The sequence below is a fragment of the Gelidibacter maritimus genome, assembly GCF_014062315.1.
Classification (GTDB): Bacteria; Bacteroidota; Bacteroidia; order Flavobacteriales; family Flavobacteriaceae; genus Gelidibacter; species Gelidibacter maritimus.
In genome coordinates, this window is sequence record NZ_JACGLT010000022.1 from 1 (window position 1) to 13,879 (window position 13,879).

A 13,879-nucleotide genomic window follows, 5' to 3' on the forward strand; every position below is an offset into this window, starting at 1 on the left:
TTCTTCATATTCAAAACTGTAATTTATTCCCTCAAGGTTTTGATCGTCTCAATGGTCCATCGGACCTGCTCTTCCAGCTTCTTAAAATCCTTTTGATTTACTATGTCTTTCGTTATTAATTGGGATCCCATGCCTACGCATGTCGCTCCCGCATCAAACCATTCCTTTAAATTCTCCTGGTCAGGGGACACACCTCCTGTAGGCATAATATTGGTCCATGGCTGTGGGCCTTTGATGTTCTTTATGAATTTTGCGCCAAAACTATCGCCAGGGAAAAGTTTAACAATTTCACAGCCCATTTCTTCCGCTTCTGCAATTTCTGTTAACGACCCACATCCTGGAGACCACAATACTTTACGTCTATTACAAACGATGGCAATATCCTTACGAAATACAGGTGTAACAATAAAATTAGCCCCTAATGCCATGTACATGGAAGCTGACGCCGCATCGGTTACCGATCCAACACCCATTACCATTCCAGGTAGTTCTTTGATGGCATACTTGTTCAGTTCCCCAAAAACTTCATGAGCAAAATCACCACGGGCCGTAAACTCCAACAACCGCGCACCACCATCATAGCATGCTTTAAGAATACTCTTGCTCAATTCTAAATCTTGACTGAAAAACAAGGGCACCAATCCTGTTTTTTTCATGATACCTGCGACTTCTATTCTTGAAAATTGTGCCATAAGCTATTATTATTCTTTTCGTATTTTTATAAATTATCGTGAAACGATCCCTGAGGGACCTCCTTTAACCAGAGCTTCTACCTCCTCTTTTGTGGCCAAGTTATAATCACCCGAAATGGTATGTTTCAAACAACAAGCTGCGACTGCGAAATTAATCGTATACTGAGGATCAAACGTATCCAGCACCAGACCATAAATAATCCCTCCCATAAAGGCATCACCACTCCCAACACGATCAACTACAGGTGTGATTTCTCTAACGGTTGCGGTATACAATTTTTCTTTATCATAAAAAATACCACCTATTTGTTGATGGGATGCACTTCGGGAGTATCGCAAGGTCGTCGCCATATATTTCAAATCAGGATACTGATCAAAAAAAAGATCATAAAACTGTGGTAAACTGTCAGCATCCTTATAGTTTGGGTTAACCTTATCTTTTCCGATCATCATGAAAGCGGTATCAAGGTCTCCCAATATGACATTGCTGTATTTTAAAAGTTCTGGCATAATGTCTTTAGGTGCTTTACCGTATTTCCAAAGTTTTGCCCTGTAGTTTAGGTCAGTGGTAATTAGGACTCCCATACCTTTGGCAACTTTCACCGCTTCCAAACACACATCAGCTGCATTTTGGGATATAGCTGGTGTAAGTCCGCTCCAATGGAATACACTTGCATCTTGAAAGACCTTTTTCCAATCAATCACACCAATTTCAACGTCAGAAATGCCCGAATGATTACGATCATAGACCACTTTACTGCCACGTAATCCCGCACCGGTTTCTAGAAAATAAATTCCCAAACGTTCACCGCCATAAATAATGTTTTCTGCAGACACATTTTGTCGACGTATTTCCATCAATGCGGATTTGCCTAAATCGTTATCCGGCAGTCTGGTTACGAATTCAGAAGTAACACCATAATTGGCAAGAGAGACGGCCACATTAAACTCACCACCTCCGTAATTGGCCTTGAAAGAATGGGATTGTGAAAACCTTAAATAATGTTCTGTGGACAATCGTAGCATTATTTCTCCAAAAGTGACAACTTTTTGCATTGAGTGAATATTGTTTAATTAAAAGTTCTTATAAGATCCTACTTCTTTCTCGATTTTAGTCATAACTTTTTTGGGTGCTTGGTTTAAAGGTTGTTGGACATTAAAAATACTAATCTAAAGTGACTGTCAAAGGGTTATTTATCTGTTCGGAAAATCGGTCTAAATGTGATTCCCATATTTCTTTTGTTGGAAATTGTTTTGATTTTTTCCAAGTAAATCCAGCATAATACACCACTTTGTTGTCTATGACATTAAGATGTGCATAAGCGTTGCTTAAATCTTTGACTTCTACATCATAGGTTTCAAAATCATTAAAGTATTTTTTTGATGCCACAATGGCGATACCTATTTCAGAGTCATCAATTGGTTCCCAGTAACTTAGCCATCCTTTGCCCTTGTCTCCAGAAACAACGCCTTTTTTATCGTGTAAGGTCAATCCGGCTGAAATCTCATCAGTGCCCTTAATATTCATCTCATATTTGGAGAAATTTTGGCCTAAATCCAAGCTGATCACTTTTGATTCGGTAATCTCGTTGCCTGCAGCATCCCAATTGGCATATTCCAAATAAAAACTAGTTCTGAGCGGTCCGGTGGTGATGGTACGCCATTTGGTGAAGTTTTTGGAAATGTAGTAGACGGTATCTACTTTTACTGCGATGCCCCCAACGCCTCGGCTCGGTCCAACATGAAAATTGTCAAGTCCTTCTCCGGTATCTTCGTGATAATCTCCTGTGCCATCTGAAGCTTTTTTATACCATTTGTTAATGATAGGATACTCAACACGTTTCAACCATGCATCGACACCGCTAGACAAAGTGCCTCCAGGAATGTTTTCTTCAATCATCTGTTGGGCAACGGGACCATAGACTCTAAATGCTACTCTGTCATTTTCCCACGCATAATCATCGGTGCGTTCTGGTACAAAGCGTGAATAGCACAGTTCAGGTGCTTCAGGACGTTCGGCACCAGTAATGCTTACAATTTCAAAAACCTGTTCACTGTTGGCTTTGATTTCTGGTTGGAAAATGATAAGATCTAAAGTTCCGTCTCCATCGCTATCGATGGTTTGTGTTACCAACAATGTTTGCGTGTCTCTATTTTTAATACCGACATTGGAAAGTTCATCGACCTTCAAAAGTTCTTTGGTTAATTCAACCGTCTCGAAAGTGCGGTCATTGTCTGAGCTGTTTTTTACAGTGATTGTTTTAGCTTTTTCTTGTCCAGAACAGGATGCCAGCAATCCGAAGAACGCAAAAAGCAGTACATATTTATAAGGTTGCATCATCTTCTGGCTTATTTTTCGTTTGATGGTTTTCCTATGGTTGCTAAAATTCCGCCATCAACATAAACAACATGGCCATTGACGAAATCACTGGCCTGTGAGGCTAAGAATATCGCCGTTCCTTGTAAGTCATCCGGATTTCCCCAACGTCCTGCAGGAGTTCTGCCAATTATGAATTCATTAAAAGGATGGCCATCCACACGAATGGGTGCGGTTTGACTTGTAGCAAAATATCCTGGACCGATGCCGTTGGTTTGGATATTATAGCGTGCCCACTCTGTAGCCATACTTTTAGTTAGCATTTTAAGCCCACCTTTTGCAGCCGCATAAGCACTTACAGAGTCTCTGCCCAACTCACTCATCATAGAACAGATGTTGATGATTTTCCCACCACCTCTCTTGATCATGCTTTTAGCAACGAATTTTGAAACGATAAATGGTCCCACAAGATCCACTTTTACGACCTCTTCAAAATCGACGGTTTCCATTTCTATAATTGGAGTTCTCTTAATGATTCCGGCATTATTGACTAAAATATCAATAGGTCCAACCTCGGCTTCAATCTTTTTAATGCCCGCTTCAACCGCATCGGTATCCGTCACGTCAAAAACGTAGCCATGAGCGTTCAAGCCTGCATCTTTATATTCCTTAACAGCTGGTCCCAAAGAGTCTTCCGAATGATTGTTTACTACGATGGTAGCACCTGCATTTCCCAATCCTTTGGCCATGGCCATTCCAAGACCTTGCACAGCTCCAGTTACTAATGCTATTTTTCCTGTTAAATCAAATAATTTGGTTGACATAATATATTTTTTTTGAAGTTTATCTTAATTCGTTTATTTTGCAATGGTCCATATCGCCATAGTCTAAGTTTTCTCCTGCCATCCCCCAGATAAAGGTGTAGCTGCTCGTACCTGAACCAGAATGAATAGACCAAGGTGGAGAGATTACCGCTTGATCATTGGCCATCCAAATGTGCCTTGTTTCTTGTGGCTGTCCCATAAAGTGACAAACTGCCTGGTCTTCCGGTACCTCGAAATAGAAATACACCTCCATACGTCTATCGTGGGTATGCGCCGGCATGGTGTTCCAAGAACTTCCCGGTTTTAATGTCGTCATTCCCATTTGCAACTGACATACGTCAACCACAGTATTGACTATATATTTTCTTAAGGTTCTTGCATTAGCCGTTTCAGGTGCACCCAATTCAATCACTTCAACATCGTCGGTGCCAATCTTTTTGGTTGGAAAAGCCTTATGGGCAGGGGCTGAGTTTAAGTAGAACTTAGCAGGTTTATCAGCAGATGTGCTTGAAAATGTGATGTCCTTGTTGCCTTGTCCCACATATAAAGCTTCTTTATGGTCCAAAACATAGTCGGTTCCATCAACTGATACCGTGCCTTGCTCGCCTACATTGATAATCCCCAGCTCTCGACGCTCTAAAAAGAACTCTGATTTTAAAACATCTACAGTTTCTAATTTTAAAGGTGAGTTTGTTGGTACTGCACTACCGGCCATGTACCGATCATAATGTGTATACACAAAGTGTATTGCGTTCGGCTTCATTAATGAATCGATCAAAAATTCATTACGAAGTTTTTGGGTGTCATAGGATTTAACATCATTTGGAGACGCTGCATATCTCACTTCAAAGGTCGTTTGCATAATTACAGTGTTATTTATTAATGAAAATTTAATTGGTTTGATTAATTAAACTGTAAATGTAACAAAATAAAAATACAATCGATTGTATTTTATGTATATCTTTCCTTTGAAATTTTTTTTAGTTATGCTTAAAAAAGCTTCTGGCTCCAAAATGAATCACATAAATATAATTTTGATTAATTTAGGATTTTTTAGAACGTAATATATTGACTTAACTTTTTTTCCCTTCTAAACATGAGCTCTGATAAAATTACCATACATGATATTGCTCGCATTTTAAATGTCGATAGTTCTACCGTTTCACGAGCACTTAATAACAGTCCAAGGGTAACTGAAAAAACTAAAAATAGAATTATTGCCAAGGCTCAGGAATTGGGATATCAACGGAACGATTTGGCCTCAAATTTGCGCAAAAATAAAACCAACACCTTGGGTGTTATTGTGCCTCGTATTTCAAGACATTTCTTTTCGTCTGCAATTGCTGGAATTGAAGAAACGGCTTATAACCTTGGGTATAATGTTATCATTTGTCAGTCCTTGGAACAATTAGAACGAGAACAGAATACCGTTAATACTTTATTGGCGAATAGGGTAGAGGGTGTTTTGGTATCCATATCCATGGAGACAAAAAACTATGAACATTTTGAAGGCCTAAGAAAGCGAAAGATCCCATTTGTTTTCTTTGATAGGCATCTTAATGTTCCGGAAACCAGCAGTGTGCTCATAGATGATTTTCAAGCTGGATTTGATGCTACTGAGCATCTTATAATAAAAGGATGTAAAAAAATTGCGCATTTTTCTGGGCCCATGGATCTGGAAATCTATAAAAACCGTTTTGCAGGCTATAAAGCAGCACTACTGAAACATCATATTAAATTTAATGATGAACTGATTTTTAACTCTCGTTTAATGGAGCAAGATGGGATTGAGAATGCCGATAAAATTATTGGCTTACCTTATAAAGTAGATGGAATCTTTTCAGCCAATGATGTTGCCGCCATTAGTGCATTGCAACAGCTCAAAAGAAATGATTTTAAAATACCTGAGGATATTGCTATTGTAGGTTTTAGTAACGAAGCTATATCAGCTGTGATTGAGCCGTCGTTGACAACTATCAATCAGCCTGGGTTTAATATTGGAAAACGGGCTGCGGAACTTTTAATTTCACAAATATCTGGTAATAATGGTTCTGTTATCGATGAAAAAATAATTATTCAGGCCAATCTTGTAGAGCGAGATTCTTCCCAGAAAAATCAAGGTAACAAATGAATAATTTAGTCAAATTCTGTTTTACAACATACTCTGTTGATATGCATTAATAATATTTTTGTTTTCTTTATGGCAGGGAATATATAAAATAGGAACTATTTCTTTGAAACGAAATTTAAGACAGGCTTGACGGAATATCAAATGTTCGTTCTGTAGCATTAAATATATTCAAATTCAACATACATGTGATGAAGGCTTTTTAAAATTGACATGAAAATAAAATTATGAAAATTTATCTTAATTCTGTATTGGTGATTTTTGTTTTTCGTTTATAAACGGGATTTGGTGGCGTAATGTTTGAACTTATTAGTTATTTCAATTGATACCTTTGACTCTGAAGATTATTTCTTATTTAATGAAATGGTTTTGCCTTAAAAAGATTAAAATAAATTAAACAATATTATTTTTTGGATAACGTATCTCAATAATAACCTAAATAAGAATAGTGGCTATTGATTTGTATTATAAATTACTTATAAAAGGCTGTTTAAAATAATAAAATGTAGACTTAACTTACCCTATTACACATTTATACCACGCATTATATAAATTTTATGAGACCTAATATTATCAATGATTTTTCCAATGTTGTTCTAACCTTCAAAAACCGAATATTCTTTTACCTATTTTTTATATGTAGCTCATTTGGTGCTTTAGCACAAAATGAGCAATTAATTTTCGATCATTTAACTCACACAAATGGTCTTTCATCAAACAGAATAAATGTTATACAGGAAGATGGAGAAGGTTTTATCTGGTTTGGTACCGGAGATGGACTCAACCGATACGATGGTACTACCATGGAGGTTTTTGATAAGCAAGTCGCATGCATGGCGATTAATCCTAAAACAAAAAAACTTCTGATAGGTACTCCAAAAGGATTAGAGATATTTGATAAGAATATTTGGCGCTTTAAACCTAAAAAACTTAAAAATAAGTTAGGGGAAAATTTTGGTGAAAGCTCAATTAATTCCATGCAATTTGGTTCAAATAATAAACTATTTGTAGGAAGTGATTTTTTGTACATTATAAATGAATCCTTTACCAACTTCAAAAAATACCCACTTCCGGAAGATGATAATGGGAGAGAATGGGAAATAACGTCCATTCAAGAGGTGAGTCAAAATACCATTTTGTTAGGTACAAAAAACGGCGTTTATCAATTGAATTTGGAAAATGGAACTTATGAAACGGTCTATAAATATGATAATTTAGGGATTATCAGTAAGTTATTTATAGATAGTGAATCCAACCTATGGATCTGTACCTATTCCAAAGGTCTTTACTTTGTTAAAAATGGGGATGTAAAAGGGACTCCTATTATCTATGAGGAATCGGGTGGGTTCTTAATTAACAATCGGGTTGTCGATATTATAGAAGACGAACCTCAGGTGTTTTTAATTGCGAATATTGAAGGGGGATTGGTTCGATTTGATAAAAAAAGTAACACTGTTGATCATTACCAGCCAGATATTCATGAGGTTAGCAGTATTAGTAGCAAGGCTTTAACGACATTAATGAAAGATAGTCATGATAATGTTTGGATAGGAACCTATAACAGTGGCGTTGATTTTATAGATAGACATCGAAAGAGCTTTGAACACTACCAAGTTAATTTCAAAGAAAACGGACTTTTTAATAATAATATTAGGGCATTATTTCAAGATTCAAAAGAAAATATTTGGGTTGGGACAAAAGAAGGCGGTGGATTGAGTAAATTTAATCGTGCTGACGGTACTTTTGTTCATTATAAACCAGATGCTGACAACCCTCTAAGTCTGGCAGATGATTATGTGTTTTGTATTGAGGAGTTGGACGCTAATCATTTAATGATTGGGACTTTAAAGAATGGTTTGGAAATTTTTAATTCAGAAACAGGAACGTTCTCGCATTATATGTTTAATGAGTACAATTCAATCTACAATATGGTCTATGCGATCCATAAGGATCAGAATGATAGAATATGGGTGGATTATGGTGGTATGTTTTATGAGTTTTTTCCTGAAGAAGGCACCCTTGAAAAAATTGATGGTGTCGTAAGAGTAAGATGTATTACTGATGAAGATGAAAGCCGTATTTGGTTAGGAACCATTGAAACTGGATTATACTTATTTAATACCAAAACAAAAGAATTAGAAAAAGCTAAAATTAATGCGAACCAAATTAACGCCTTACAAAAGGATAGCCAAGGAAACTTATGGATTGGTACAAGTATTGGTTTGTTTTTAAAGAAAGTAAATACTACTGAGTTTATAAATTATAAAGTTGCAGACGGTTTAGCAAATAATCAGGTTTTAAGTTTGCAAGTGGATGATGCTGATAATATTTGGGCAAGTACAATTAATGGTCTTTCAAAATATGATACGAAAACACAAGTTTTTTTTAATTATGACGTGCATGACGGATTGCAAGGTAATGAGTTTGAGCGCTATGCGTCTTTAAAAACAAGGGATGGGGAATTATTATTTGGCGGACGTAATGGTTTTAATATTTTCAACCCCGATAAGATAACCAAAAACTTAGAGGCTCCAAAAGTTGTCATTACAAGTTTTAATCTTTTTAATAAGCCTGTCACTATTGGTGCTGAAAATTCGCCATTAACAAAACATATTTCTCAAACTAATGATTTAACATTGACGCATCAACAATCTGTAATAACTTTTGGCTTTGTGGCATTAAATTATTCCTCTCCTAAAAAAAATCAATATGCTTACAAGTTAGAAGGCTTTGATAAGGACTGGAATTATATAGAAAATAAACGCACGGCAACATATACCAATTTACCAGCAGGGAATTATGTTTTTAAAGTAAAGGCATCAAATTCTGATGGTTTATGGAATGGTAACGATGCATCTATACAAATTACGGTACTACATCCCTGGTGGAAAACACGGTATGCGTTTTTAGGATATGTGGTGATAATTGTCCTTCTTTTAGCTGCGTTTTATTATTTTTTATACATGTATTTAAACTTAAAAAATAATTTGAAATTAGAACAAATTGAAAAACAAAATAATAGAGAACTACATCAAGCAAAACTTGAGTTTTTTACAAATATTTCTCACGAATTCAGGACGCCTTTGACATTGATCATTAGTCCATTAGAGAAACTCTTGAATTCTAATATAAGTGATGCTAATTTGTTAAAGCAATTTAAGTTAATGCATTCAAATGCCAATAGATTGTTGCGTTTAATTAATCAGCTTATGGATTTCAGAAAAGTTGGAAAAGGAAAAATGATTTTAAAAGTAGCAGAATATAACATTGTTGAAGTAACAAATGAAATAGCAAGATCATTTGAAAACAAAGCGGATGAGTCTTCAATAAGTTATAATGTTGTTAGTGTTCAACCAAAGATTCCTGTTTTCTTAGATCTGGAGAAATACGAGATTATCTTACACAACTTATTATTTAATGCATTTAAGTTCACTAAAGAGAATGGGAACATAATTGTAGAAATTTCTTTAAATAATCAACTCGTAGAGGTTCGTGTAATAGATGATGGTAAAGGTATTTCAGTAGCAGGTATATCAAATATTTTTGAGGAATTTTACCAGGTTGAACGAGACTTGAATGGTACTGGAATTGGTTTATCACTCACAAAAAAGATAGTTGAATTGCATCATGGAACCATTAGAGCAGAAAGCACTTTAGGTAAAGGAAGTTGCTTTACGATAAGTTTGCGTTTAGGACATGAGCATTTTAATACTTCAGATATTAATGAGTTCCAAGACGCTTATCCATTTATAAAGGAAGCGTATAATTCTAATATTTTAATTTCAAACAAACAAAAAGCCAATATAAATCTCAAGCAAGAAAAGAGACCTATTAAAATTTTGTTGGTTGAGGATAATGAGGAACTTAGAAACTACCTAAAGGAAAGTTTAGAAAAAAAATATACAATTTATGAGGCCAATGACGGTGTTCAAGGTATAGCTATGTGTCTTAAAGTTTCTCCAGACTTAATAATTAGTGATGTGATGATGCCAAATAAAAATGGGGTAGAGATGTGTTTTGAGATAAAGAATGACATAAGGATAAGTCATATTCCTGTAATTCTACTTACTGCAAGGAGTTCGTTCGAACACAAAATTGAAGGTCTTAAGAATGGAGCAGATGCCTATATAGAAAAACCATTTAATATGGAACTCATAGAAATTAAGGTGTCTAATTTGTTGGAAACGCGTAAAAAACTAAAATTACGTTTTGGAAATGATATCATTATCCAGCCAAATGAAATCTCAAACTCCTCGGCTGATGATAAATTTCTCAACAAGGCTATAAAAACGATTGAAGAACACTTTCAAGATAACACCTTTAGTGTGGATGATTTTATTAGTGAAATGGCAATGAGTAGAAGTAGCCTCCATATTAAACTAAAGGCATTGACAAATATGTCCACTACAGAGTTTGTTAGGTCCATACGTCTTAGAAAAGCCGCTGTATTCCTTAAGGAAACAGATCAAACTATTGCTGAAATTGCTTATAATACGGGATTCTCTTCACCTGAATATTTTTCGAGAAGTTTTAAAAAGCTATTTGATAAACTTCCAACAGATTATAGAAAAGAATAATGTTATTTTTTCTGTAGGTTGCTTTGGGACAACGCAGGATAAAGATTAATTTTAATCTCTCCAGATCTGAACAAATAGGAACTCCTTGTGTGTGATCTAACAGGTAAATCTCAAAAAAGGGAAATACAAAAATTGGGTCTCACAATACTCTGAGTTTTTATTCCATTCGCTTGTAGGCTGCTATTGCTTGTCAGCCTATTTAATTTCGTATAAAAAAATTAGAATTAATGTAGTTAGCGACACCTATTCCTTTAATAAGACCTGCTAAAGTGTTCAGTTGAAATAAATCTGAGATTTCTGAAAAATTATCGAGACAAGCTTCTCTTTAACTCTCCAATATCGAGTTTGGGGAGTTCCTACCTACGACCAATCAAAATTGTTAGAACGAGTCATTCTAAGAAGATGAAATTATTTGGCTTAATTATATACAAGTAAAAAACTTCGCGTAGTTAAACATTAAGTGCAATAGGAATAGGCAACAGAAGTAAATTTTATATCGATTCAAGTTTTCCAATTAAAAAGTAAACAAATCAGATTGAATCATAATGAAAATACAATATAAAGATTTGTTTTTGTTAATATTTTCCTCATGAATATAATGATTTCAATAGCATAGTCTTGGTAATTACACATTTGTACTGTTCAGTGAACATGTATGCAGTTAATTACACATCTGTGCACATATTAAAAACAATAGTGTTGCTCTTTATTTAGCAAAAATTCTTACTTGTGATATCACTTTTGAACGTCAAAGTATGCACAATAAAAATAAAAAAGCTGAAGCACTGTTTGCGATGATAGCAATAGTTGGGATTCTTGTGATTTTAGCGATAATGTTTCTAATAACCTTAGTATGATGGGTTATTTAGATACAATAATAAAAGGATTTATTTAAGATGCTATTAAAGATGAATAAAAATTACTATATGAATTTAATTAAATGTCTATCTGTCGTTTTGGTTTTAACAATAACAGAGGTACATGCTCAGGCTTATGATTTTGAGACATTAAGAGCGCGTGTTGCAACAGAGCAAAAAATAGGTATATCTGGAACTGGTGTTTTAAATGACTGGGTGAATTCACAGAATGCTGATGGGAGTTGGTCTGATATGCAGTATGGAAGTAATACCAATTTGACAACGACCGATAACCATATTTATCGTTTATGGCAGATTTCTGCGGCCGCGACACAGATTGGCAACACAAAGTATAATGATACTTATTATAAGGATGCTGTTAAAAACGGGCTGCAGTATTGGTATACTTCTAATACTTCAGATTCCAACTGGTGGTACAATCAAGTTTATTTTCCGCAATACTTAGGTGAAATCCTCATTTTTATGCGAGAATTTGATGGATTTATTCCAAAAACCAGTGCGGCAGGTATAGATGAGCCAGAGCTACTGTCAATGTTTTCTCCTACAGATCTAAGTGGCATTACCTCAAGAGGTTCTGGTGCGAATGCGGTAGACATCGCCTTGCATTATGTGTACCGTGCACTTCTGATGGAGGACAGTGTGCTTTTAGAAAACACAAGGGATATCCTTGAAACAATTTTGACCGATAATATTACTGGCGACTTAATGTACCAAGATCATGGACCACAAATAATGAGCGCGAGCTATGGCTGGGTGTTTTGCGATGGGCTAATACGATTGGCATCTTATTTGGCAGACTCTCCAGCAGCTTTTGATACGGATTCAGCAAACTTTAGTAAGGTTTTAAGTTTTGTGCGTGATACACAAGCCTATTCCACCAGAGGACGCTTTTGGGATTTTAGTGTGATGGGTAGGAGCGTGAGTCGCAAAAATTCTTTAAACGCCAACATGAATTATCTTCAACGATTAGCTGATTATATCGACCCTGAAAATGCGACTGAATACTTAGATATTCTGTCAAGATTGAAAGGCAATAAACCAGCTAATTACAATATTAAAGAGTTTAATAAACATTTTTGGGCTTCTGATTATACACAGCACTCTCGCAGTAATTATTTATTTACTGTTCGTAACACATCAACGCGTACTGTGGAGGCCGAAAAAGGAAACGGCGAAAACCTAAAGGCTAATTATTTCTCTTATGGCGCAAATTTCATGGCAATTGATGGTGATGAGTATGATAATATTATGCCTGTTTGGGATTGGGCAATGATCCCAGGCACTACATTTCCATATACTACGTCGTTTCCTAACCGAAGTGATTGGGGGAGTAATTATGGAAGTACCTCTTTTGTAGGTGGTGTTTCTGACGGTACACATGGCGCATCGGTCTTAACTTTAAATAAGACAAATACGCAAGCTAAGAAAAGTTGGTTCTTTTTTGACGATGAAGTGGTTTGTTTAGGTGCTGGAATTATAGATAATAGTAATAGAAATGTACGCACAACTATAAATCAGGCGTGGCTTAAAGAGTTATCGTATTACAGCGAAGTCGGGTCTTCTGAAGAAACCGCACAATCTATCAGTTCTAATGTATATGCTAACGCAAATTTAAAGTATATCAGAAACGGGAAGTTTGGTTACTATTTTCCTAATCAAGGTAATGTGAAATATACGATGAAAGCCCAAGAAGGCACTTGGAAGTCTATTAATGCAGATGGTTCTCCAGCACTTGAATCTGGATATGTGTTTTCCTTATGGATGGATCACGGCAATAATCCTAATAATGCCAATTATAGCTACATCGTTGTGCCTGGCATTGATAGTCAACAAAAAGCGCAAAATTATGATGATAGCCTTGTAAGTATTATAAAAAACACCCCTTCACAACAAGCGGTGTATCATCGCGGTTTAGATATTTTGCAAGTCATTTTTCATGAAGCGGGAACGGTCAGTTTTGAAGACAAATCAGTTACCGTGGATAAGCCTTGTGCATTAATATTTAAAAATGGTACGCTCGTTACTGTATCAAATCCATCACAAAGTTATTCTGGAGTAAACGTTACAATCACAGATAGTGGTTTGCCTTATACCAAAGCTGTGGTAGTACCAACAAGTACACCATTCAAAGGAAGTTCTGTAACGGTCGATTTTCAAGATGTATTAAGTACTACCGATTTCTCGGAAAATAAATTAAAAACACTCCTTTATCCTAATCCTACAAAAGGGGTTTTGAATCTTAAGTCTAATAATGCCGGGGCTTTATTAAGCTATAAAGTGATTGGTATAGATGGTAAAATAATAGCAACAGACCAATTTTTACAAGAGACAACTTTAGATTTATCGAATCTGCCTAGTGGTTTGTATTTCTTAAATATAACGGATGCTAACAATCTAACGAATACTCAAAAAATCATAAAGTACTGATGGATGTTTGCACCATGTCATATTACTTTTTATATA

The 13,879-nt window shown here is 35.6% G+C and carries 8 protein-coding genes; 3 read left to right on the forward strand and 5 right to left on the reverse strand.

Features of this window, described 5'->3' with window-relative positions; translation table 11 throughout:
- Positions 1-23: 23 nt before the first annotated feature.
- The 5 genes from H3Z82_RS18015 to kduI all read right to left on the reverse strand — a co-directional run bounded on the left by H3Z82_RS18015 (position 24) and on the right by kduI (position 4,695).
- Positions 24-692: a bifunctional 4-hydroxy-2-oxoglutarate aldolase/2-dehydro-3-deoxy-phosphogluconate aldolase gene (locus H3Z82_RS18015; protein WP_182202275.1), complete on the reverse strand. Its 669-nt coding sequence runs from the start codon at positions 690-692 to the stop codon at positions 24-26.
- A gap of 33 nt (positions 693-725) precedes the next feature.
- Entirely contained in the window at positions 726-1,748 is a 1,023-nt protein-coding gene (locus tag H3Z82_RS18020) for a sugar kinase (protein WP_182206895.1), read from the reverse strand.
- Positions 1,749-1,857: 109 nt separating this feature from the next.
- Positions 1,858-3,033, reverse strand: coding sequence for a DUF4861 family protein (locus H3Z82_RS18025; RefSeq protein WP_235982492.1), 1,176 nt, complete (start codon positions 3,031-3,033; stop codon positions 1,858-1,860).
- A gap of 8 nt (positions 3,034-3,041) precedes the next feature.
- The gene (locus H3Z82_RS18030; protein ID WP_182206896.1) at positions 3,042-3,833 is read right to left on the reverse strand and encodes a gluconate 5-dehydrogenase; all 792 of its coding nucleotides are present in this window, start codon (positions 3,831-3,833) and stop codon (positions 3,042-3,044) included.
- Positions 3,834-3,852: 19 nt separating this feature from the next.
- On the reverse strand, positions 3,853-4,695 hold the full coding sequence (kduI, locus tag H3Z82_RS18035; RefSeq protein ID WP_182206897.1) for a 5-dehydro-4-deoxy-D-glucuronate isomerase: 843 nt from the start codon (positions 4,693-4,695) through the stop codon (positions 3,853-3,855).
- Positions 4,696-4,929: 234 nt separating this feature from the next.
- Here kduI and H3Z82_RS18040 point away from each other — a divergent pair, with 234 nt between their 5' ends.
- From H3Z82_RS18040 to H3Z82_RS18050, 3 genes are all read left to right on the forward strand, one after another.
- Positions 4,930-5,964 (forward strand): LacI family DNA-binding transcriptional regulator, encoded by a 1,035-nt coding sequence (locus tag H3Z82_RS18040; protein ID WP_182206898.1) that lies wholly within the window; start codon positions 4,930-4,932, stop codon positions 5,962-5,964.
- A 554-nt stretch (positions 5,965-6,518) separates the two neighbouring features.
- Positions 6,519-10,538, forward strand: coding sequence for a hybrid sensor histidine kinase/response regulator transcription factor (locus H3Z82_RS18045; RefSeq protein ID WP_182206899.1), 4,020 nt, complete (start codon positions 6,519-6,521; stop codon positions 10,536-10,538).
- Between the two features lie 926 nt (positions 10,539-11,464).
- Positions 11,465-13,843 (forward strand): polysaccharide lyase family 8 super-sandwich domain-containing protein, encoded by a 2,379-nt coding sequence (locus tag H3Z82_RS18050; protein ID WP_182206900.1) that lies wholly within the window; start codon positions 11,465-11,467, stop codon positions 13,841-13,843.
- Positions 13,844-13,879: the final 36 nt, after the last annotated feature.